Source organism: Streptomyces sp. NPDC107581 (genome assembly GCF_055657175.1).
On record NZ_JBVKBH010000015.1, the window covers coordinates 22,498 to 45,404 of the forward strand.

15 protein-coding genes are annotated in these 22,907 nt (G+C 72.4%); 10 read left to right on the forward strand and 5 right to left on the reverse strand.

Going from position 1 to position 22,907, the window contains the following annotated elements; translation table 11 throughout:
• The first annotated feature begins 272 nt into the window (after window positions 1-272).
• On the forward strand, window positions 273-809 hold the full coding sequence (locus ACZ7P3_RS31760) for a hypothetical protein (protein ID WP_472086909.1): 537 nt from the start codon (window positions 273-275) through the stop codon (window positions 807-809).
• A gap of 98 nt (window positions 810-907) precedes the next feature.
• Here ACZ7P3_RS31760 and ACZ7P3_RS31765 read toward each other — a convergent pair whose 3' ends face one another.
• Entirely contained in the window at window positions 908-2,092 is a 1,185-nt protein-coding gene (locus ACZ7P3_RS31765; protein WP_472086911.1) for an NAD(P)/FAD-dependent oxidoreductase, read from the reverse strand.
• Window positions 2,093-2,318: 226 nt separating this feature from the next.
• Entirely contained in the window at window positions 2,319-2,642 is a 324-nt protein-coding gene (locus ACZ7P3_RS31770; RefSeq protein WP_472086912.1) for a bifunctional 3-phenylpropionate/cinnamic acid dioxygenase ferredoxin subunit, read from the reverse strand.
• Between the two features lie 397 nt (window positions 2,643-3,039).
• Here ACZ7P3_RS31770 and ACZ7P3_RS31775 point away from each other — a divergent pair, with 397 nt between their 5' ends.
• The 9 genes from ACZ7P3_RS31775 (at window position 3,040) to ACZ7P3_RS31815 (ending at window position 15,472) form a co-directional block, all read left to right on the forward strand.
• Window positions 3,040-3,783 carry an IclR family transcriptional regulator gene (locus tag ACZ7P3_RS31775; protein ID WP_472087217.1) on the forward strand — a complete coding sequence of 248 codons (744 nt, stop codon included), beginning with the start codon at window positions 3,040-3,042 and terminating at the stop codon, window positions 3,781-3,783.
• 357 nt (window positions 3,784-4,140) lie between these two features.
• Window positions 4,141-5,226 (forward strand): S-(hydroxymethyl)mycothiol dehydrogenase, encoded by a 1,086-nt coding sequence (locus ACZ7P3_RS31780; RefSeq protein WP_472086913.1) that lies wholly within the window; start codon window positions 4,141-4,143, stop codon window positions 5,224-5,226.
• Complete coding sequence (locus ACZ7P3_RS31785; protein WP_472086915.1) at window positions 5,223-5,849, forward strand: MBL fold metallo-hydrolase; 627 nt, start codon at window positions 5,223-5,225, stop codon at window positions 5,847-5,849. The genes ACZ7P3_RS31780 and ACZ7P3_RS31785 overlap by 4 nt, the downstream gene beginning before the upstream one ends.
• A 75-nt stretch (window positions 5,850-5,924) precedes the next feature.
• Window positions 5,925-8,471, forward strand: coding sequence for a GcvT family protein (locus ACZ7P3_RS31790; protein WP_472086916.1), 2,547 nt, complete (start codon window positions 5,925-5,927; stop codon window positions 8,469-8,471).
• Between the two features lie 23 nt (window positions 8,472-8,494).
• Complete coding sequence (gene solA, locus ACZ7P3_RS31795) at window positions 8,495-9,649, forward strand: N-methyl-L-tryptophan oxidase (RefSeq protein ID WP_472086918.1); 1,155 nt, start codon at window positions 8,495-8,497, stop codon at window positions 9,647-9,649.
• 10 nt (window positions 9,650-9,659) lie between these two features.
• Complete coding sequence (locus ACZ7P3_RS31800; RefSeq protein WP_472086920.1) at window positions 9,660-10,790, forward strand: aromatic ring-hydroxylating oxygenase subunit alpha; 1,131 nt, start codon at window positions 9,660-9,662, stop codon at window positions 10,788-10,790.
• Entirely contained in the window at window positions 10,783-12,249 is a 1,467-nt protein-coding gene (locus tag ACZ7P3_RS31805; RefSeq protein WP_472086922.1) for an aldehyde dehydrogenase family protein, read from the forward strand. The genes ACZ7P3_RS31800 and ACZ7P3_RS31805 overlap by 8 nt, the downstream gene beginning before the upstream one ends.
• A 78-nt stretch (window positions 12,250-12,327) precedes the next feature.
• Window positions 12,328-13,896: an APC family permease gene (locus ACZ7P3_RS31810; protein ID WP_472086923.1), complete on the forward strand. Its 1,569-nt coding sequence runs from the start codon at window positions 12,328-12,330 to the stop codon at window positions 13,894-13,896.
• A 25-nt stretch (window positions 13,897-13,921) separates the two neighbouring features.
• Window positions 13,922-15,472: a GMC family oxidoreductase gene (locus tag ACZ7P3_RS31815; RefSeq protein ID WP_472086924.1), complete on the forward strand. Its 1,551-nt coding sequence runs from the start codon at window positions 13,922-13,924 to the stop codon at window positions 15,470-15,472.
• 67 nt (window positions 15,473-15,539) lie between these two features.
• On the opposite strand, the gene ACZ7P3_RS31820 is transcribed toward ACZ7P3_RS31815, so the two are convergent.
• From ACZ7P3_RS31820 to ACZ7P3_RS31830, 3 genes are all read right to left on the reverse strand, one after another.
• Window positions 15,540-20,264 carry a hypothetical protein gene (locus ACZ7P3_RS31820; RefSeq protein ID WP_472086925.1) on the reverse strand — a complete coding sequence of 1,575 codons (4,725 nt, stop codon included), beginning with the start codon at window positions 20,262-20,264 and terminating at the stop codon, window positions 15,540-15,542.
• Between the two features lie 39 nt (window positions 20,265-20,303).
• Window positions 20,304-21,194: a hypothetical protein gene (locus ACZ7P3_RS31825; RefSeq protein WP_472086927.1), complete on the reverse strand. Its 891-nt coding sequence runs from the start codon at window positions 21,192-21,194 to the stop codon at window positions 20,304-20,306.
• Between the two features lie 154 nt (window positions 21,195-21,348).
• Window positions 21,349-22,878 (reverse strand): hypothetical protein, encoded by a 1,530-nt coding sequence (locus ACZ7P3_RS31830; RefSeq protein ID WP_472086928.1) that lies wholly within the window; start codon window positions 22,876-22,878, stop codon window positions 21,349-21,351.
• Window positions 22,879-22,907 lie beyond the last annotated feature (29 nt).

Sequence of the window (22,907 nt, forward strand, 5' to 3'; positions counted from 1 at the left end):
CGGGCATGAGGGGAGATTGCACCCAGGAAGTGCGGGCCTGTTCCGGGGCGGCTGAAGCAGTACGGACAATCGGTTGGCTGGAAGTTTTCGCAAGAAGGGAATCTTCGGGGGCCGTTGTTCGTCCTTCTCTACGGGAAATGGGGGCGGAATCGGCCACAGGAGCCGCATCCCGCACCCCGGCGGCGTAAAAGAGCGCAAGCCGGGCAGCCACTGGGGAGTCGGGGTCTTCGGACACCGGGGCAAGCGGTCTGCTGGCGGTGGGGAGTGACACGGTGACGGGGACGGCGGAGCGGCGCGAGAGGCCCGACGAGAGCGTGGCGGGGCGCTCGACGGGGCGGCGGAGACAGCGGGCGACGGATCGCGACATTCCGGTGCGCGTGCATGCCCGGGAGCCGGACGAATCGCAACAGGAGCCGGATCACCGGCCGTTGTGGGTCGAGGAGCCGGCGCGCAGGCGCCGGATGCCGGACCCGGTGCGGACGGCGGCGGTGCGGGCGGTGCTGATCATCGCGGTGACCCTGATCCAGGCCATGGTGGCGTTCCTGTGCACGCTGGCCGGGACCTGGCCGGCGTTCCCGATGGTGATCAGCAGCGTGGCCAGCACGGTGGTGGCCACCTGGGCCGTGGTCGACGTGTGGGTGACCCGCCAGGTGTGGAGCCAGCGGTACGGCGTGGTCTCCGAGCCGAGCAGCACAGCCCGTTCGCTGCGCCGCGAGCGCCGCGCCCGCCGGCGCCAGCAGCGGAGCGCGCTGCGGGAGCAGGAGCGGATACGCCGGCGGGGCGGCACCGGCCAGCTGTCGCACCCCTGACCTTCGGGTGGTCCGGTTCCGGTGACCGGGCGCGGTCGGTGTCGGGCCGCGCCCGGCAGGCCGGGCGTGCCGCTCGGCGCACCCGGTCCTCGCCGCCCTCACAGCACGGCCGGCTCCACCCGCTTCTCCTCCCGCCCGAGTTCCCGCCTGGCCCGTGTGAAGGGGCGGGGGCGGTCCACGGAGAGCACGGCGACCGTACGGCCGTCCCGCTCGTAGCGCGCGAGGAAGCCGCTCTCGCCCGGGGCGCCGTCCGTGAGGCCGCCCTCCGCGATCCGCACGGTGTCGCCGTCATGGCGCCTGCCCGCGAACTGGACGCGGGAGCCGTACTGGTCCGACCAGAAGTACGGCACGGGGCGGACGGTGTCGAGGGTGCGGCCGGCGAGCAGGTTGGCCACCGCGACGCGGGGCTGTTGCGTGGCGGAGGTCCAGTGCTCGGCCCGGACGCCATCGACACGGGCCACGTCGCCGACCGCGACCACCTGAGGCAGGGCGGTCATGCATCCGTCGTCGCACAGCACGCCGTCGTGCAGGGCGAGCGTCGAGCCCGCCAGCCAGGAGGTGTTCGGGACGGCACCGATACCGACGATCACGACGTCGGCGGGCAGTGTGCGGCCGTCGGTGAGACCGACACCGGTGACCGTGGCGGTGCCGCGCAGTCCCGCCACACCGGTGCCGGTGACCAGGTCCACGCCGCCGCGGCGGTGCAGCATGGCGCACACCGCGGCCATCTCCGCGCCGAGTTGCGGCACCAGCGGGAGCGGGGCGGCTTCGACGACCGTGACCTCGTGGCCGAGCAGGGTGCAGGAGGAGGCGGTCTCGGCGCCGATGAAGCCCCCGCCGATGACCACGACCCGGCGCGGGCCCCGGGTGAGATCGGTGCGCAGGGCACGGGCGTCGTCCAGGGTGCGCAGGGTGTGCACCCCGGCGAGGCTCTCTCCGGGCAGACGCCGGGCGGCGGCACCGGTGGCGATGACCACACCGTCGGTGGCGACCGTACGGCCGTCGTCGAGCAGCACGGTACGGCCACGGGCGTCGAGGCCGCGGGCGCGGACGCCGAGCCGCCACTCGGCGGCGAGGCCGGCGCTCTCCTCGGTGTCGGTGAGAGCGAGCTGGTCCTCGCCGGCGCGGCCGGTGAGGAAGTCCTTGGAGAGAGGGGGGCGGTCATAGGGGAGACGGGGTTCCTCGCCGACGATCACGAGTCGGCCGTCGAATCCCTGGGCGCGCAGCTCACGGGCCGCGTACAGCCCGGAGAGGGAGGCGCCCACGATGGTCACGGTCCTCATACGAAGCTGCTCCTCACCTCACGGGAGGGAAGTCTCACCTCGCGGGACGGACACCCCACCTGGCGGGAAGGACTCGCCGCCTCGCGGGAAGGACACCTCAGCTGACGGGAAGGACTCGCCGCCTCGCGGGAGGAACGGCGCCCGCGGGAGGTGCCGGTCCCGGGAGGGGTGCCGGTTCCGGGAAGGGGCGTCAGGGGAAGGACCGTGTGCCGGTCCGCGGCGGGGTTCATGCGGCCGTGCCCTCCTCGGCGGTGAGGTGGACGTGGATGACACCTTCGTCGACGGTCACGCGGTGGGTGCGGACGGGGCGCCGGGCCGGGAGGCAGGTCGGCAGGCCCGTGCGCAGATCGAAGGAGGCGGCGTGCAGCGGGCATTCGACCAGGCAGCCCTCGAGCCAGCCTTCGGAGAGGGAGGCGTCCTGATGGGTGCAGGTGTCGTCGATGGCGTACAACTCGCCCTCGTCGGTGCGGAACACGGCGACCGGCGGCGTGGTGGCGACGCGCACGGACTCACCCTCGGGGAGGTCTTCGAGGCGGCAGACGGGAATCACGGGCCCCCCTCTCGGTCCGGGACACTCGGTCCGGGACCTGCTCGATGCAGGCGGTAGGGATGCAGGCAGGAGTCCGGACCTTCGCAGGTCCGGGCGGTGGAGCTGTGCGGGAGAGTCGGACCTTCATCGGTCCGGGTGGGTCCGGCACCCTTCCGGGATCCAGACGCTTGGGTAACATGATGTTTCGCATGGCGCACGATCCAGCGCTATGCGCAACAGAATCCGCGCGGGACGACCGTCGCGTCAAGGGCTTCCCGCAGATGCGGCCCGAACCGGGCCGACAGGTGGTGAGAGTTGAGCCATGACCCGCACGCAGAAGCGGTCTGACCGCAACGAGGAGACCACCGGGAACCCAGAACCCCCAACGAGGCAGAACGGCCGGGGAACGGCCAGTGCGGTGCAGTCGGTGGACCGCGCCGTGAGCGTGCTGGAGATCCTCGCCCGGCACGGCGAGGCCGGCGTCACCGAGATCGCCGAGGAGCTGGACGTGCACAAGTCCACGGCGTTCCGCCTGCTCGGCGTGCTGGAGAACCGCGGCCTGGTGGCCCAGGCCAAGGACCGCGGCAAGTACTACCTGGGGGCCGCCGTACTGCGCCTGGCGGGGGCGGCGGCAGTGCGGCTGGACATCTCCCAGGAGGGCGTCCCCGTCTGCCGTGACGTCGCCGACGAGCTGGGCGAGACGGTGAACATCGCCGTGCTCGACGACGATGCGGCGGTCAACATCATGCAGGCCCGCGGCACCGCGTCGGTGACCGCGCAGAACTGGCTGGGCAGACGCACCCCGTTGCACGCCACCTCCAGCGGCAAGGTGCTGCTCGCGCACATGCCGCCCACTCTGCGCGAGGGGCTGCTGGCCCGGCCGCTGCCGCGGTTCACTGACCGCACGATCACCGGCGCCACGATGCTCCGTGCCGAGCTGGAGGCCGTGGTCCAACAGGGGTACGGCATCACGATGGAGGAGCTGGAACTGGGCCTCGCGGCCGTCGCAGCGCCGGTGCGGGCGCACGACGGCAAGGTGATCGCGGCGATCAGCGTGTCCGGACCGGTGTACCGGCTCAATGCGGACCGGCTGCCGGAGGTGGCGAAGCGGACGGTGGCGGCCGGCGCCGAGCTGTCCCGCCGCATGGGCTACGGCTTTTGACGTACGCGTTCCGGCACACGGGTTCTGCCGTACGGCATCCGGCGGAGGCGCGAGCAGACGGCTCGAAGAGACGGGCAGACGGCTCGAAGAGACGGGCGGACGCCCGACGGGGCCTGAGGTCCCCGGGGTGGACCTGACCACCTGGACGGACACGCGAGGGCACGCACAACGGGCGCACCGCGGCGCGGGACCGGGACCTTCCCGGTCTCGCGCCGCCGTGTGTCCGAGAGATTTCGCCCCACAGATTCCTTTTGCCAAGGGTTAACGCGCACCCCTTGACGGCTCCGTGACCCCGTTCTCAAGATGTTCCCCATCACGCAACCCATCGTGCAATGCGCAACAGCAGAGGAGCTTGTCGTGCCACACGAGGTCCGTGCCGTAGTCGCTGTGAAGAAGGGCGCGCCCGTCGAGGTGCGGACGATCGTCGTCCCCGACCCGGGCCCCGGTGAGGTGCTCGTCGATGTGCAGGCCTGCGGGGTGTGCCACACGGACCTCCACTACCGGGAGGGCGCGATCACGGACGACTTCCCCTTCCTGCTCGGCCATGAGGCCGCCGGCACGATCGAGGCGGTCGGAGCGGGGGTCACCGACCTGAGGCCGGGTGACTATGTCGTTCTGGCCTGGCGGGCGCCCTGCGGCAGCTGCCGCTCCTGCCGCCGCGGCCGGCCCTGGTACTGCTTCGACTCCCGCAACGCCGCCCAGCCGATGACCCTGCTGGACGGCACCCCGCTCAGCAACGCCCTGGGGATCGGCGCCTTCGCCGGGAAGACCCTGGTCGCGGCGGGCCAGGCCGTGAAGATCGACCCGGCCGCACGCCCCGAGGCAGCGGGCCTCATCGGCTGCGGCGTGATGGCCGGCTACGGCGCGGCGGTCAACACCGGCAACGTCGGCCGCGGCGACTCGGTCGCCGTGATCGGCTGCGGCGGCGTCGGGAACGCGGCGATCGCCGGCGCCTGTCTGAACGGCGCGATGAAGGTCATCGCCGTCGACATCGACGACAAGAAACTGGACCAGGCGGAGAAGTTCGGCGCCACGCACACCGTCAACTCCCGTGGCACGGACCCGGTCGAGGCGGTCCGTGAACTCACCGACGGTTTCGGCGTGGACATCGCGATCGACGCCGTGGGCCGGCCCGAGACCTTCAAGCAGGCCTTCTACATGCGTGACCACGCGGGCCTGCTGGTCCAGGTCGGCGTGCCCTCCCCGGAGATGAAGGTCGAACTCCCGCTGATCGACGTGTTCTCACGCGGCGGTGCCATCAAGTCCTCCTGGTACGGCGACTGTCTGCCGAGCCGGGACTTCCCGTTCCTCATCGACCAGTATCTGTACGGCCTGCTCGACCTCAACGCGTTCGTGTCCGAGACGATCGCGCTGGACCAGGTGGAGGAGGCGTTCGGCAAGATGCACCGGGGCGAGGTGCTGCGCTCGGTGGTGGTGCTGTGAGCGTCCACGGCAGCGTACGCGTCGAACGTGTCGTCACCTCCGGCACGTTCAGCCTCGACGGCGAGACCTTCGACGTCGACAACAACGTATGGCTGATCGGTGACGACGCGGAGGTGCTGGTCGTCGACGCCGCCCATGACGCCGAGGCGATCCACCGCGCCACGGCCGGCCGCCACCTCACCGCCCTGGTCTGCACCCACGCCCACGACGACCACATCGGTGCCGCTCCCGGACTCTCCGCCCTCACCGGTGCGCCCGTGCTCCTGCACCCCGAGGACCACAAGCTCTGGTGCCGCACCCACCCCGCCCGCGAGCCCGACGGAAAGCTCACCGACGGCCGGATCGTCACCGTGGCCGGCATCGAGGTCCACGTGATCCACAACCCCGGGCACACCTGGGGCAGCTGTTCCTTCCACGTCCCCTTCCTGGACGCCGTCTTCACCGGCGACACCCTCTTCCACGGCGGCCCCGGAGCCACCGGCCGCTCCTACTCGGACCGCCCCGCCCTCGTGGCGTCCCTCCGCGAACGGCTCCTCACCCTGCCCGGCGACACGGTCGTCCACACCGGGCACGGCCAGGACACGACGATCGCCGCCGAGCGCCCCCACGTGCCCGCCGCGTAGGCCGTGCGCCCCGTGTGCCCGCCGCACAGGCCGGCCACCCCGACCCCTGCCGTCCCCGCCAGCACAAGGAGGGGCATGTCCAGCACACCCGAAGACGGCTCCCGCACACCCGAAGACCGCTCCCGCACGACCGAAGACGGCTCCCGCACACCCGAGGACCGGTCCCGCCCGCCCGGAAGCCCTCCCCGCGGCCCCCGTGTGATCGTGATCGGCGCCGGCATCGTCGGCTGCTCCCTCGCCGACGAGCTGACCGCCCGCGGCTGGACGGACGTCACCGTCCTGGATCAGGGCCCCCTGCCCGCCCCCGGCGGCTCCACCTCCCACGCACCCGGTCTCGTCTTCCAGACCAGTCCCTCGAAGACCCTGGCCGAGTTCGCCAAGTACACCGTCGAGAAGTTCGGTTCCCTCCGGGCGGACGGCGTCTCCTGCTTCCACCAGGTCGGCGGTCTGGAACTCGCCACCACCCCGGAGCGCCTGGCCGAACTGCACCGCAGGGCCGGATACGCCGCCGCCTGGGGCATCCGCGGCGAGATCGTGAGCACCGCCCGCTGCAAGGAACTGTGGCCGCTGCTCGACGCCTCGGTCGTCCTCGGCGGCTTCCACACCCCGGACGACGGCCTGGCCCGCGCCCTGCTCGCGGCCCGCGCCCAGATGGAGCGGGCCACCGCCCGGGGCGCCCGCTTCCTGGACCGGCACACGGTCACCGGCATCGAAAAGGAGGGCGGCCGGGTCACCGCCGTGGTCTCCGACCGGGGCACGTTCGTCGCCGATCACGTCGTCTCCGCGGCCGGCTTCTGGGGTCCGGTCATCGGCCGGATGGCCGGCATCGACGTACCGCTGCAGCCCCTCGCCCACCAGTACGCGAGGACCGGTCCGCTGTCCGAGCTGAGCGGTGTCACGGCCGAGGCCTCGAAGCCGATCCTCCGCTTCCAGGACCGCGACCTGTACTTCCGCGAGCATGCGGACCGCATCGGCATCGGGTCCTACGCGCACCGGCCGATGCCGGTCGACCCGTTCGCGGTCCTGGCCTACGACGAGGCGCGCGCCCGGGACATGGAGATGCCGTCCTCGTACCCCTTCACCACCGAGGACTGGGCGCCGAGCTGGGAGGACTGCCGCCGTCTGCTGCCCGCCCTGCGCGAAACGGAGATCGAGTCCGGCTTCAACGGGGTGTTCTCGTTCACCCCCGACGGCATGCCGGTCCTCGGGGAGGCGCGGGAGCTGCGGGGCTTCTGGCTGGCCGAGGCGGTGTGGGTGACGCACTCCGCCGGAGTGGCCAGGGCCGTCGCCGAGTGGATGGTCGAGGGGCGGCCGTCGATCGACCTGCACGAGTGCGACCTCACGCGGTTCGAGGAGGCGCAGCGCTCGCCGGCGTACGTCCGGGAACGCGGCTCGCAGCAGTTCGTCGAGGTGTACGACGTGCTGCACCCGCTCCAGCCGATGGAGCATCCCCGGCCGCTGCGGGTCAGCCCCTTCCACGCACGCCAGCGGGAGCTCGGCGCGTTCTTCCTGGAAGGCGCCGGCTGGGAGCGACCGCACTGGTACGAGGCGAACGCCCCGCTCGTCGACGCCCTCGGCGGGCTTCCGGAGCGCGACGCCTGGTCGGCGCGCTACTGGTCGCCGATCGCCGCCGCCGAGGCGAAGGCCACCCGCGAGAAGGTCGCCCTGTACGACATGACCCCGCTGCGCCGTCTGGAGGTCACCGGCCCCGGCGCCCTCGCCTTCCTCGACCGGATGACCAGCAACAACCTCCGCAAGAAACCCGGCGCGGTCACCTACACCCTGCTCCTGGACGAGACCGGAGGCATCCGTTCCGACCTCACGGTCGCCCGTCTCGCCGCCGACCGCTTCCAGGTGGGCGCCAACTCCCCCGCCGACCTGGACCGGTTGCTGCGCCACGCGCCCGCCGATGTGCAGATCCGGGACATCACCTCCGGCACCTGCTGCATCGGTGTCTGGGGGCCGTTCGCCCGGGACCTCGTCCAGCCGCTGAGCCGTGACGACTTCTCCCACGAGGGCTTCGGCTACTTCCGGGCGAAGCAGACGTATCTCGGACACGTGCCGGTGACGGCGATGCGCCTGAGCTACGTCGGCGAGCTGGGCTGGGAGCTGTACACCACGGCCGACCTGGGCCTCAGGCTCTGGGACACGCTGTGGGAGGCCGGCCGGGACCTCGGTGTGATCGCCGCCGGCCGCTCCGCGTTCAACTCCCTGCGCCTGGAGAAGGGCTACCGCGCCTGGGGCACCGACATGACCGACGAGCACACCCCGTTCGAGGCGGGCGTCGGCTTCGCGGTCCGCATGGACAAGGAGAACTTCGCCGGCCGGGACGCGCTCCGCGCTCTCCCCGAGCCCGCCCGCCGGCTCACCCCGCTCCTCCTCGACGACCCGGCCGCCGTGGTCCTCGGCAAGGAGCCCGTGTACGTCGACGGGTCCCCGGCCGGCTATGTGACCAGCGCATCGTACGGCTACACGCTCGGCCGCTGTGTCGCCTACGCCTGGCTCCCCGCGCATCTCGCCACCGGCACCGGCGTGCACATCGCGTACTTCGGCGAGAAGGTCCCCGCGACCGTCGCGGAGGAGCCGCTGTTCGACCCGAAGATGACCCGTATCCGCCGGTGACACACCCTCAGGAGGTCCGAAGCGTGTCCCCCACCCACGACGTGATCGTCATCGGTCTCGGCGGCATGGGCAGCGCCGCCGCCCACCACCTGTCCGCGCGCGGCGCCCGCGTCCTCGGCCTGGAGAAGTTCGGCCCGGTGCACAACCGCGGCTCCAGTCACGGCGGTTCCAGGATCACCCGCCAGTCCTACTTCGAGGACCCGGCGTACGTGCCCCTGCTGCTGCGCGCCTACGAGCTGTACGAGGACCTGGAGCGGGAGACCGGCCGGGAGATCGCGATCCTGAACGGTGGCGTGATGGTCGGCCTTCCCGAGTCGCGTACCGTCTCCGGTTCGCTGCGCTCGGCCCGGCAGTGGGACCTGCCGCACGAGATGCTCGACGCCAAGGAGATCCGCCGCCGCTTTCCGACGCTCGCGCCGCGCGACGACGAGGTGGCGCTGTACGAGAAGAAGGCGGGCCTGCTCCGGCCCGAGAACACCGTCGCCGCCCACCTCCAGCTGGCCACCCGGCAGGGCGCCCGGCTGCACTTCGAGGAGCCGATGCTGCGCTGGGAGCCGTACCGGGACGGTGTGCGTGTCCATACGGCCGAGAACAGCTACACGGCGGCCCGGTTGGTGATCTGCCCCGGTGCCTGGGCGCCGCAGCTGCTCACCGATCTCGGGGTGCCGTTCACCATCGAGCGCCAGGTCATGTACTGGTTCCGGCCGAGGGGCGGCACCGAGCGGTTCGCGCCCCGCAGCCACCCGATCTACGTCTGGGAGGACGCGGAGGGCGTCCAGGTGTACGGCTTCCCGGCCATCGACGGCCCGGAGCTGGGCGCCAAGGTCGCCTTCTTCAGGAAGGGCCTGGTCACCACCCCGGAGACCATCGACCGGACCGTGCACGAGGACGAGATCCAGGCGATGGCGGGCCACATGTCCCGCTGCGTCCCCGATCTGCCCGGCACCTTCCTCAAGGCCGCCACCTGCATGTACTCCAACACGCCCGACGAGCACTTCGTGATCGCCCGGCACCCCGCGCACCCCGAGTCGGTCACCGTGGCCTGCGGGTTCTCCGGGCACGGCTTCAAGTTCGTGCCGGTGGTCGGCGAGATCCTGGCCGATCTGGCGCTGACCGGCTCCACCGCGCACCCCATCGGCCTGTTCGACCCCGCCCGCCTCGCCGCCGCGTCCGTCTGAGGAGCGCCCCGTGACGACGACACCGATCTCCCCGAGCCTCATCGCGACGCTTCCCGGTCACTACTACACCGACCCGGACGTCTTCCGGCAGGAGCAGGAGCTGCTGTTCGAGTCCCTGTGGTTCTGCGCGGTCCGCAGCGCCGACCTGGACAAGCCGGGTGCGTTCCGTACGGTCCAGGTGGGCCGTGAGAGCGTCATCCTCACCCGCACCCGGACCGGCCGACTGCGCGCTTTCCTCAACGTGTGCCGGCACCGCGGTGCACGGCTGTGCACCGAAGAGTCCGGCGAGGTGCGCCGCAGTCTGCAGTGCCCGTACCACGCATGGACGTACGACCTTGACGGCAGGTTGATCGCCGCACCCAACTTGATCAAGATGCCCGACGTTGATCGAGACGAGTACGGGTTGATCAACGTCGCCCTGCGCGAATGGCTCGGCTACGCCTGGGTGTGCCTCGCCGACGAGCCGCCCTCCTTCGAGGACACGGTGATGCACGCGGCCGTGGAACGGCTCGGTGACGCTGCCGCCATCGAGCACTACGGCACCGGGAAGCTGGCGCTCGGCAAACGCATCACCTACGACGTGCGGGCCAACTGGAAGCTGATCGTCGAGAACTTCATGGAGTGCTACCACTGCGCGACGATCCACCCCGAACTCACCGAGGTCCTGCCGGAGTTCGCGGACGGATACGCGGCCCAGTACTACGTCGGCCACGGCGCGGAGTTCGGCGAACGGATCCAGGGCTTCACGGTCGACGGCAGCGCGGGCTTCGCCAAGCTCCCCGAGGTCGGCGCCGACCAGGACCGGCGCTACTACGCCATCACCGTCAAGCCGACCGTCTTCGTCAACCTCGTGCCGGACCACGTCATCCTGCACCGCATGTTCCCGCTGGCCGAGGACCGCACGGTGGTGGAGTGCGACTGGCTCTACGCACCGGAGGTGGTGGAGTCGGGAGCGGACGTGTCCAAGTCCGTGGAACTGTTCCACCGCGTCAATGTCCAGGACTTCGAGGCCTGTGAGCGCACCCAGCCGGCGATGTCCTCGCGCGCGTACCGCAGGGGTGGTGTGCTGGTCCCGAACGAGCACCACATCGGGATCTTCCACGAGTGGCTCCTGGAGAAGCTCGGAGGCGGCCATGCCTGACCTGTTCATCGACGGCCGGTGGCGGGGTGCCCTGGACGAACGCACCCGGGAGATCCGCTGTCCCGCCGACGGCTCCCCGGTCGGGGTCGTGGACGAGGCCGGCGGCAAGGACACGGCGGAGGCGATCGCGGCGGCCCGCCGGGCCTTCGACTCCGGCCCCTGGCCTCGCACCTGCCCGCAGGAGCGCGCCGGCCTGCTGCTGCGCGTGGCCGCCCTCCTGGACCGGGACAAGGACGCGCTGGCCCGCGCGGAGTCCCTGGACACGGGGAAGCGGCTGGTGGAGAGCGCCTACGACATCGACGACGTCGCGAACTGCTTCCGCTACTTCGGGCACCTGGTGGCGGGCGAGGCCGGGCGGGTGGTCGACACCGGCCGGGAGGGCGTCGACAGCCGGGTGGTGTACGAGCCCGTCGGCGTCTGCGCCCTGATCACGCCGTGGAACTACCCGCTCCTGCAGACCGCGTGGAAGGTCGCCCCGGCCCTCGCGGCCGGCAACACCTTCGTCCTGAAGCCGAGCGAGCTGACCCCGCACACGGCGATCCACCTGGTCCGGCTGCTGGCGGAGGCGGGGCTGCCGCCGGGCGCGGGCAACCTGGTCCTGGGCGCCGGGCCGGAGGCGGGGGCGCCGCTCGGCGACCACCCGGACGTCGACCTGGTCTCCTTCACCGGCGGCCTGCAGACCGGCCGCCGGCTGATGGCCGCCGCGGCGGGCACGGTGAAGAAGGTCGCGCTCGAACTGGGCGGGAAGAACCCGAACATCGTCTTCGCCGACGCCGGCTTCGAAGCGGCCGTCGACATGGCCCTGACCGCCGTCTTCCTCCACTCGGGACAGGTGTGTTCGGCCGGGGCCCGGCTGCTGGTCGAGGACGCCCTGCACGACCGGTTCGTGGACGAGGTCGTACGGCGGGCACGGCTGATCCGGCTGGGCGGGCCGTTCGACGAGCGGGCGCAGACCGGGCCGCTGATCTCGGCGGCGCACCGGGCGAAGGTCGAGGCCTATGTGGCCCAGGGGGTCGAGGAGGGCGCGGTGCTGCGCTGCGGCGGCGCCCGGCCCGCCGGCCCCGGTTACGACGAGGGTTTCTACTACCTGCCGACCGTCCTGGACGAGTGCACGAGCGGGATGACCGTGGTCCGGGAGGAGTCCTTCGGGCCGGTGCTGACGGTCGAGCGTTTCACCGGCGAGGAGGAGGCCGTCCGGCTCGCCAATGACACCGTCTACGGGCTCGCCGGCGCCGTCTGGACGGGCGACGAGGCCAAGGCCGCCCGGGTCGCGGGCCGGCTGCGGCTCGGCACGGTCTGGATCAACGACTACCACCCGTATGTGCCGCAGGCCGAATGGGGTGGTTACAAGCAGTCCGGGTTCGGCCGCGAACTCGGGCCCTCGGGGCTCGCCGAGTACCGCGAGACGAAGCACATCTGGCGGAACACCGCGCCGTCACCCCAGGGTTGGTTCGACTGACCCTCCGGCTGTCCCTCCGGACCCGGCACCCGCGCGAGCCACTCCCACCCCTCCCCCAGGCCCACGAGGAGTCCGCTCATGACAACCACCGAGCAATCACCAGGCCCGCACCACCACGACGACGCCGAACTCGCCGAGTTCGGCTACCGGCCAGAGCTCAAACGCACCCTCGGCAACTTCCACACCTTCGCCGCCGGGATCAGCTACATCTCGATCCTGACCGGCACCTTCCAGCTGTTCTACTTCGGCTACGGCAGCGGTGGCCCCGCCTACTGGTGGTCGTGGCCGATGGTGTTCGTCGGCCAGTTCACGGTGGCCCTGTGCTTCGCCGAACTGGCCGCCCGATACCCGGTGGCGGGTTCGGTCTACAACTGGTCGAAGAAGGTCGGCAATCCGCATCTCGGCTGGCTCGCCGGGTGGATGATGCTGATCGCGTCCATCGTGTCCATCGCGGCGGTCGCCCTCGCCTACCAGCTGACACTGCCGCAGATCTCGTCCGCCTTCCAGTTCGTCGGGGACGGCACCGGCAAGTACGACGTGGCGGCCAACGCGGTGCTTCTCGCGGGTGTGTTGATCCTGTTCACCACACTGGTCAATGCTTTCGGCGTCAAGTTGATGGCCACGATCAACACAGCGGGTGTCTTCATCGAGTTGATCGCGACCGTTGTACTGATCATCCTGTTCGCCGTCCACATCACCCGGGGCCCTCAGGTCGTCATGCAGACGAACGGAACCGGGACGGGACACGGCGCCGGCTATCTGGGCGCCTTCCTGGTGGCCTCACTGGCATCGGCGTACGTCATGTACGGCTTCGACACGGCGGCCTCGCTCGGCGAGGAGTCCCTGGACCCGTCGCGCAACGCGCCGCGCGCCATCATCCGCGCGATCGTCGCCTCCTTCGTCCTGGGCGGACTGGTGCTCCTGCTCGCCCTGATGAGCGTCTCCAGCCTCAAGGGCGACAAGCTCTCCACGGACGGCCTGCAGTACATCGTGCTCGACGTGCTCGGCCCGACGGCCGGCAAGGCGATGCTGTGGTGCGTGCTGATCGCCGTCACGGTGTGCGCGCTGGCCGTGCACACGGCGGCCATCCGGCTCGCCTTCGCGATGGCCCGGGACAACAACCTGCCGGCGTCCTCGCTGCTGGCCCGGGTCAGCCCGCGCTTCCGGACCCCTGTCCTGCCGGCCGTGATCATCGGTGTGCTGGCCCTGGCGATCCTCGTGGTCAACATCCGCCAGCCGCAGATCTTCACGGTCGTCACGAGCATCGGCATTGTGATGATCTATCTCGCCTACCTGGGTGTCACCGGGCCGATGCTGGTGGCGCGGCTGCGCGGCAGGTGGCAGCCGGCGGGCGCGGGCAGGTTCTCGCTGGGCCGCTGGGGCCTGCTCGTCAACATCGTGGCGGTGGTGTGGGGCGCGGCCATGACCGTCAACCTCATCTGGCCGCGGACCGCCGTCTACAACGCGAGCGCGCCGTACCACTGGTACCTGCGCTGGGGCGCGGTGCTGTTCGTGGCCGTCATCGCGGGCGGCGGATTCGCCTACTACTGGTTCGTCCAGCGTCATCGCACCGGTGTCCTCGCCGAACACCGCCTCGAGTCCGGGTCCGCCCCGGCCGCTCCCCTCACCGCCCCGACGGCCGACTGACTCCGGCTCCAAGGAGGTCACGCTCATGAGCATCGACGAGTTCGACTACGTGGTGGTCGGCGGCGGCACCGCGGGCAACGTCGTGGCGGCACGGCTCTCCGAGGACCCGTCCGTGACGGTGTGCGTCCTGGAGGCGGGCCCCAGCGACGTCGGCGACGACGACGTCCTCAAACTGGAGCGCTGGATGGGCCTGCTGGAGTCCGGCTACGACTGGGACTACCCGGTCGAGCACCAGGCCGACGGCAACAGTTTTATGCGGCACGCGCGCGCGAAGGTGCTGGGCGGCTGTTCGTCGCACAACTCCTGTATCGCCTTCTGGGCACCGGCGGAGGACCTGGACGACTGGGCGGCCCGGGGCTGCACAGGCTGGAGCGCGGCCGAGCTGTTCCCGCTGTACCGGCGCCTGGAGAACAACGACGCGCCCGGCGAGCACCACGGCCGCACCGGACCGGTGAAGCTGCGCACCCTCAAGGGCGCGGACCCGTGCGGCGCGGCCCTGCTGGAGGCGTGCGCGCAGGCCGGCATCCCCACGGTCGCGTTCAACACCGGCAGTACCGTCGTGCGCGGGGCCAACTGGTTCCAGATCAACTCCGACGAGAACAACATCCGCCAGTCGTCATCGGTGGCCTATCTGCACCCGGTGCTGGGCAAGCGGCCGAACCTGGACGTACGGACGGGAGTGCGGGCCAAGAAGCTGGTGCTTCAGGGGCGCCGTTGCGTGGGCGCCGAGTATCTGGACCCCGACCTGGTGCACACGCGCACGGTGCGGGCCCGGCGCGAGGTGATCGTCTCGTGCGGCTCGATCGACTCCCCGAAGCTGCTGATGCTGTCGGGCATCGGCCCGGCCGGGCATCTGCGCGAGGTCGGCGTCGAGGTCGTCGTCGACTCGGCGGGCGTCGGCGAGAACCTCCAGGACCACCCCGAGGGCGTCATCATGTGGGAGGCGAGGCAGCCGATGACCACCGTCTCCAGCCAGTGGTGGGAGGCGGGCATCTTCTACGACACCGAACCCGGTCTGGACCGCCCCGACCTGATGTTCCACTACGGCTCGGTGCCGTTCGACATGAACACCGCGCGGTGGGGCTACCCGAGTTCGGAGAACGCGTTCTGCCTGACGCCGAACGTCACGAAGGCGAGGTCGCGCGGCACGGTGCGGCTGCGGACGCGGGACTACCGGGACAAGCCGAGGGTCGATCCGCGGTATTTCACGCACGAGCACGATGTCCGGGTGATGACGTACGGGCTGAGGCTGGCGCGTCGCATAGCCTCACAACCCGCGTTGAGCGGGTGGGCGGGGGCGGAGCTGGCTCCCGGGCCGGACGTGCGCAGCGACGGGGAACTCCTCGACTACATCCGCAAGACCCACAACACCGTCTACCACCCGTCCTGCACCGTGAAGATGGGCGCGGACGACGACCCCTCGGCCCCGCTCGACGCGCGGCTGCGGGTCAAGGGGGTCGAGGGGCTGCGGGTCGCCGACGGGTCGGTGATGCCGGATCTCATCGCCGTCAACCCGTGCATCACCACGATGATGATCGGCGAGAAGTGCGCGGATCTCCTGAAGGCCGACGCCTGAGATCCCGGCAGGCCACGACGCGGGGCGACTGCGGGACCGTATCGGGCCCGCGGTCGCCCCGCGTCCCTCAGGACGCTGCCGGTGCCGGGCGCTTGAACATGCGCGTCGCTGTGATCTCACTGTGTCCCGCCTCACCGGCCTGGGGCTGCTGGGGCAGGCCGGGACGGAGGTGTTCCTCCACGCTGATGTACTTCAGGCCCGCCCTGAGGTCGGCGTCGTTGCGCAGCCGGATGACCAGCGGGAACTCGGCCAGCGCGGTCGTGTCGAACAGGCCGGTGGTGTACAGCAGCTGCACGCCCAGCGCGTCGGACACGGCCCGCTGCAGTTCCAGCAGGTACGTCGCGTTGGCGCGGCCGATGGGATTGTCGAGGAACAGCGTGCCGGCGTGCCGCTGCTTGTCGCGGCCCCGGTCGTTCGACCGGAGCGCGGCCATCGTGCAGTACAGGGCGATGGCGGCGGTGAGCAGCTGGCCGCCGGAGAAGACGTCGCCCATCTGCCCGACGGGCACCCGCTCGGCGCGCAGTACGGCGTCGGGCTTGAGGATCTCGACGGCCACGCCCTTCGGCTGGAGTGCTGCCGCGACTCCGCGCAGCAGCAGGGACATGCCGTCGCGGCGCAGGTCGGAGTTCTTCTTCACGGCCGCGCGCGTGGCGTCGTCGATGACCTCGCCGAGCCGTTCGGTGAGGGTCGCCTGGTCGGGCTCCTCGAATCGGATGCGCAGGAACTCCTGACCCGACCACTCGCCGAGCCCTTCCGGCAGGCGGGAGAGCCGCTGAGCGGAGCGCAGGGTGGCGAGGGCCGACTCGACCAGTCCCCTGAGCCGGTCCACGATCGAGTCCCGGTTGCGCTCCAGCTGGGCCAGCTCGTCGGTGAGGACGCGCAGCCGGGGCGCGAAGGCGTCCGCCCACTTCTGGGCGTGCTCGGGCAGCGCAGAGGCGGGCAGCTCACGGATCTGCTGCCGGGCCGGGGTGCGAACCTGCTCGTAGCGCGTGGAGTTGGCGTGCCGCACGAGCACGTCGCTCGCCTCGCGCACGGCCGACTCGGCGGCGGACAGGTCGGCGGCGCAGCCGCGCAGCGAACGGCGCGCCTCGGCGGCCGAGTGCCGGGCCTCCTCCGGGCTGCCCGGGTACGGCTCCGGCTCCTCCGGCTCCTCCTCGGGCGGATGTTCGCGCAGCAGGTCGCGGAGCATCGCGGCGATCTCGTCGAAGCCGCCGGCCGCGTGCTCGGCGGCCCGGTGGGCGTCCAGCAGCTCGGCGTGCGCCTCCCGGGCCTCGGCCAGCGCCCCGGTGCGGGAGGCTAGTTCGGCCGTGGCGGTGCGCAGCAGCGCCTGGGCATGCTCGGCGTCGCGCGGGACGAGTTCCCCGGGCAGCTCGGTGTGTGCCCCGCCGTCCTCGGGGGCGTGCCGCTCGGCCTCGCCGCGCAGTCGTCCGAGCTGCTCGCTCGCGGTGGACATCCTGGTCTCCAGGAGCTGCACCAGCCCTTCCGCGCGCGCGGCGGCGGCCTGCCGGGAGGGGCCGTCCGCGCCGTCCGGCGACTGCAGCAGGTGCTCGGCACGGGTGCGGACCTTGTTGCTGAGCCGGTCGAGCTCGGCGCGAGCCGCGCTCTCGTCGCTCTCCGCGCGGGCCTGCTCGGCGCGCAGATCGGCGCCGACGCCGACCTTCTCGTACAGCTGGGAGGCGGCCCGGTAGGCCTCGCGGAGAGCCGGCAGGGAGCCCTTCGGGGCGTCCGTGCCGTCCTCCGGCACGTCGTCGGGGGCGCCGGCGATCTCGGAGCGCTCGGCGCGCAGCGCACGCGCGGTGCGGCGGGTGTCGTCGGCGGCCCGCTGTGCGGCGCGGCGGTCCTCGTCGGCGGCCCGGGCGCGCTCCAGGCAGGTCTGGGCGCGGACCTCCGACTCGGTTGCCTCGTCGGCGAGTTCGCGCAGCTTCACCTGCCAGCCGGCGCGCTCGCGCAACCGGAACGCGAGCCCGGCGAGGGCGTCGGCGGCGCGCCGTGCCTTCTGCGCGGCCTCCTGCCGCTCGTCGCGGACCTGCACGGCCTCGGCGGCGGCCTCGTCGGCCTCGGCGCGCACGGTGCGTGCCTCGGCCAGTTCGGCCTCGGTCTCCTCGGTGAACGCGCGGGCGGCCCGGGCGGCATCGGCGAGTTCGGTGAGGCGGCCGGCCGGACAGCCGGTGCGCCAGGAGGTCAGGCGTGCGGCCAGCTCGCGGTCCTTGCCGAGCCGGGTGGCGAGGGCGCGGATCTCCTCGTCGCGCTCGGTGGCCCGCGCGCGCAGCGCCTGCCGTTCCTCGTCGGCGGCGTGTTCGTCGTGCATGGCCGGGTTCGGCGGGACCAGGAAGACGTCACCGGGGGTCGCGTCCGGGGCCGGGGTGGGGGCGAGCAGCGCGGCGGCCGTGCCGACGGCCACGGCGGAGCGCGGCAGCAGGGCGGCGTCGCCGAGCGCCTGGCGGGCCCGGGCGTGCGTGTCCGGGTCGGTGATGATCACGCCGTCGACCAGTTCGGGCCGGGCGGCGAGCACGCGCGCGTGATCGGCGGGGTCGACGCTCTGCGCGAGATAGCGCCAGCCGGGCAGCGCGGGGATGCCGTGCTCGCCGAGGAACTCGACGGTGGCCAGCACGTCCGGGCCCGGCGGCAGCAGTCCTCCGTCGCCGAGGGCGCCGAGGATGCGGGCGTCGTCGGCGGCGGCGGTGCGCAGGTCGAAGAGATGCCGTTCGGCGGTCGACACCGCGTCGTCGAGCAGCCGGCGCAGTTCGTCGGCGAAGCGGTCGAGTTCCTCGGTGGTGAAGGGGCCTTCGGCCGAGGGGCCGGCCGCACCGGACGCGTCGGCGCCCTCGGCCCCGGCGCCCGCTCCCGCCGCGCCCCGGCCGCCGGCCGGGGCGCCGGTCCGGCCGTCCGACACGTCGTCGGCGCCCGACCGGGGTGCGGGCACACCGGGCCTGCCCGGTCCGAAGGTACCCGGCAGGCCGAGCAGTTCGGCCAGCCGTTCCTCTGTCACGAGGGCCTCTGCGAGGCGCTGCTCGGCCTCGTGGGCCCGCTCGGCCGCGGTCGCCGCGTCCGCCGCCCGGGCCGCGGTGAGCTCCGCGCGGGATTCGGCGGAGGCCGCTTCGCGAGCGTGCTCGGTCGCCTTGCGGGCGGCCTCGCGGGCCGCGTCCCAGGCGGCCACGGCGGTCTTCTCGGCGTCGCTGGCGGCGAGCGCGGCGCGGGCCGGGTCGGCGTCGGGGGCGCTGTCGTCGAGCCAGCCCGCGCGCACGGCCTCGGCGGTCTCCTGCTCGACCTCGGCGAGGCGCTGGCGCAGGTGACCGGCCTCGCTGCGGGCGCGCTGCGCCTCGGTGGCGGCGGCGGTGGAGTCCTGGTAGGCGCCGTCGCCGACTTCCTGGAGGGCGGCGGAACGCTCCTCCTCCTCGTTGGCGAGGGCCTCGGCGCTGCCGGCGGCGGCGTGCAGGGCCCGTACGAGGTCCACGGCGGCCTTGGCGCGGGCGGCGAGCGCGGGTGCGGCGTCCCGCTCGGCCTCCTGGATGGCGGCGGACACGCGCGCGACCCGGTCGGCGGCGGCACGGTGGCGCAGCACGGCTTCGGCGGCCTGCCAGGCGGAGTGCAGGGTACGCGCGTCGGCCAGCTCGCGTTTCTGCGCGGCGGCGGACTTCTCGGTGGCGGCCAGCGCCAGGGAGGCGTGCCGGTAGGCGAGTTCGGCGGCGACCAGGGCGCTGCGCTCCCGTGCGCCTTCGGAGTGCGTGACCGCGTAGGCGGCGGCCGTGACGCGCTGCGCGAGGTCGGTGGCCCGCACCCGCTCCTGCACGGCCCGCGCGGACAGCCGCCGGGCCAGGGTGCGGGTTCGGCGCTCGGCGCCGGAGTGGACGTCACGCGCACGCGCACGCGCCTCGGCGGCCTCGACGATCCGCCCGAGCAGGTCGGCCGAGCCGGCGGTGAAGTCCCGCTCGGCGATCAGCTCGGCGCGCCGGCCCAGCTTGTTCCCGAAGCCGCTGACGAGGTCGGCGAGACCGTCGGTGTCACGGGTGTCGGTGACCGCGCGCAGCAGCAGGTCGGTGAAGTCGGAGTCCTTCTTGACCGCGAAGAGGCCGGCCGCCTCACCTTCGTCGGCGTTCATCTCCCGCTGGTAGCGGAAGAGTTCCGGGTCGAGGCCGAGGTCGCCGAGGTGCTCGATCCACCGGTCGTGGATCTCCTCCCAGTGCACCTCCAGGTGCGGATAGGCCTTGCCCGCCTCCATGAGGGCGTCGCGGAAGCCCTTCATGGTGCGGCGGCGTCCCTGGGCGCCCGAGGCCCCCTCGACCGGCGGCCGTACGGCGGTGGACTCGGCGACCGGCAGGCTGTCCAGGCTCAGACCGGGGCCGGGCCGGAAGGAGTACCAGGCTTCGGCGAACTTGCGCGGGTCGTTGGAGACCTGACGCCCGCGCCACTCGCTGACCTTGCCGACGACGACGCACTCGCCGGTCTGCACGTGCTGCCACTCGAGCGCCACATGCCCGCAGTCGTCGGCGAGCAGGAACTTGCGCAGCACGCCGGAGCTGGCACCGCCGAGGGTGTTGCGGTGGCCCGGCAGCATCACCGAGAAGATCAGCTTCAGCAGCACCGACTTGCCGCCGCCGTTCTCCAGGAACAGCACGCCCGCGGGCGCGGGGCGGCGCGGCGGGCCGGTGGGCTCCTCCTCGAAGAACTCCGCCTGTGTGGGCGCGGGGTCGGGCACGGGCTCGCCCACACCCCGCAGGTCAAGCACGGTGTCGGCATAGCGCGCACCGGCAGGCCCGATGGAGTAGAGGCGGACCCGGGACAGCTCGTACATGGCGGACTCTCGTCAGTCTTCCGGCAGATCAGGGAGGTTTCAGGGGTGCGAAGGCGCGTGGAAGGGCAGCCCGGCGTCGGCCACCAGGTCCAGGTCCGCGCTCTCCTCGGCGGGCAGCAGGCTGGCCGTGCCGTCGGTGACCGGGACGACGCCCAGCTCCAGCAGTTCGGCCAGCGCGGCGCTGCCGGCCATGTCGCGCACCTGGAGCTGGTAGCGCGCGGTGGTGCGGTAGGTGCCGCCGTGGTCGTCCCCGGTGCGCTGCAGGAATCCCGAGTCGGTGAGGAAGGTCACGGCCTTGGCCACGATGCCCGTGGTGGAGGCGGCCGGCCGGCGCGCGTCCTTGGTGGCGCCGGTCGCGCTGCGTCTGGCCCAGATCCGCCAGGCCGCCTCCAGTCCGGGGGCGTCGGTCGCCGGGTCGGTGTTCTCGCCGTGCTCCTCGGCGCGCTCCTCAAGGCGGCGGCAGGCCTGCCGGACGAAGGCGTCGACCCCGTTGACGGTGACCCGGCCGATGTAGGAGTCGTCGGCCAGGTCCTCGGGGCGCGGGAACGCCAGGGCGGCGACGGCGAGATGGGCCAGCCCGTGCAGGAAGCGGTCCCCGGAGTCGGCGGCGGTGCGACGCGCGTAGTCGCCCATGCGGACGGCGAACACCGAGTCCTCGGCGGCCGTCACGGCCATGCCCGCGCGCGGGGACACCTCCAGCACGACGAGTCCGAGACCGGCGGCGACGGCGTCCGCGAGCCGCGCGAAGGGCGGGTCGTCGCGGTAGCGGCGCAGCAGCTCCGTGTACTCCTGGTCGCGCGCGGGCTGCAGCTTGGGCTGCAGCCCGAAGGCGACGAGCCGCGCCGCGTCGGCGGCGTCGGCGGGGGTGACGGCGCTGGTCGCCGATGCGGCGGGGGTCTCCGCCTCACTCCACTCGACGTGCTCGCTCACGGACACAACTCCTTGTTCTTGTCCTTGTTCTTGAAACTCTTGGAACCGAGGGAAGGCGCAACTTCCCACGAGGCGCGGGACCGCAGCCGTCCGCGACCGCGCCACGGGAGGCGACCGGCCACGACGGATGGGCACGCGACCGCCGGCGGGACCATCACGCGGCCTCCGTTCTGTCGGCGGCCATCCCTGCCGCGTCCAGCAGGGCGGTCCCCACGATCAGGTCGGCCCCGCCGAACTCCGGATCGTCCAGCTCGGTCCCGTCGTCCACGGCGAACAACAGCTTTTCCTCGCCCTGCCGGTAGGCCGTGCCCACGGCGGGGCTGGCGGCGTGCACCGCCAACAGGGCGACCAGGTAGGCAAGATCGGGGTCCCCGGTCCGGCGCGCTTGCGCCAGCAGCCCCGACAGTCTCCTCGGCGCGTCGGCCGGCAGATCCAGCAGCTCCATGGCGACAGCGAGCTGCTCCTCGCTGAACCGGCTGTCGTCGGGCGTCGCGATCAGGTCGGGCTCGGGCATCTCCGCGCCGAGGTGCTCCCGCTCCACCGGCGGTGTCAGCAGTATGTCGACGAGGTCGCCCACCCGTACGGAGACGGGCGTGCGCAGACCCGTGCCGTGCGCGAAGAAGGCGTCCGTGACCCGGATCGCCTGCTCCAGGGGCAGCGGCAGCACCGGGGCGACCAAGTGGCCGTAGAGGTCCGTTCCGGACGTGGTCGTGGGCGTGGCGAAGGCCTGCCGGTCCTGTTCGGCGCGGAACAGGGGGCCGGCCTCCAGCAGGCGCGACTGGAGCTGGGTGTGCCGCCGGATGCAGTCCTTGACGATGTCGACCAGCTCGGCGGCGCGGCGCTTGTGCTCGGGCTCCTCGGTCTCGTCGCGGGCCTTGCGGATGTTGGTGAGGATCGCGTTCTCGTGCCGGTAGCGGTCGGCCACGTGGTCCAGGGCCTCGGTGATCATGTCGGGCACGGCGTTGAGCCAGTCCACCGCGCGGACGTTGCGCCGGGTGGCCTCCAGGGCGCGGCGCAGCGTCTCCGAGTACTGCACGGTGCGGTAGCGGGCCTGCTCCGCGGCGAGCTGGGCGTCGGCGAGGCGGCCGCGGCTGATCAGCACCTCCAGCTTGACCTCGGCGGCGATCTGGGCGCTGGTGACGTCGGTGTCCAGGGCGCCGACCAGGACGTTGACCGCCTCGTCGGTGGTGCGGAGGTAGACGGTGCCGCCGGGGCCGGGGACCTCCTCGATCAGCTTGAAGTCGTAGTCACGGCGGACATAGGTACCGTCCGGCGCGAAGGTGCCGTACACGGCGCGGAAGCCGCGGTCCACGCTGCCGACGTTGATCAGGTTCTCCAGGACCCAGCGGGCCACGCGCTCGTGCTCGGCGGTGGGCCGGTGCGGGGCCTGGGCGGCGATGCGCGGGACGAGCCGGGCCACGATCTGCTCGTGGTCGGCACCCGTGTCGAAGTCCATGTTCAGCGTGACCAGGTCGATGGCGGACAGGGCCACCTCGGCCATGCCGTACACCGAGTACTCGCCGGCCAGGTTGGCCTTGCGCGCGTCGAGGTCGTGCAGCGGCGCGGTGCAGGCGAGCGCGCGCAGCCGACGCGCCAGCCCCTCGTCGGCGGCCGGCCCCGGTGCTGGGCGCGGCCCCGCGCTGAGCTGGGGCGGAACACGGTCCGTCGGTGCAGGCGAAGTCACGGTGCACAGACTAGGTCCTCAGTCTGACA

Bases quoted from the DNA above. Each gene is read 5' to 3' on its own strand.
- ACZ7P3_RS31765 (WP_472086911.1), bottom strand. From the start codon at position 2,092: ATGAGGACCGTGACCATCGTGGGCGCCTCCCTCTCCGGGCTGTACGCG.
- ACZ7P3_RS31790 (WP_472086916.1), top strand. From the start codon at position 5,925: ATGTCCAGCACACCCGAAGACGGCTCCCGCACACCCGAAGACCGCTCC.
- ACZ7P3_RS31805 (WP_472086922.1), top strand. From the start codon at position 10,783: ATGCCTGACCTGTTCATCGACGGCCGGTGGCGGGGTGCCCTGGACGAA.
- ACZ7P3_RS31810 (WP_472086923.1), top strand. From the start codon at position 12,328: ATGACAACCACCGAGCAATCACCAGGCCCGCACCACCACGACGACGCC.
- ACZ7P3_RS31815 (WP_472086924.1), top strand. From the start codon at position 13,922: ATGAGCATCGACGAGTTCGACTACGTGGTGGTCGGCGGCGGCACCGCG.
- ACZ7P3_RS31820 (WP_472086925.1), bottom strand. From the start codon at position 20,264: ATGTACGAGCTGTCCCGGGTCCGCCTCTACTCCATCGGGCCTGCCGGT.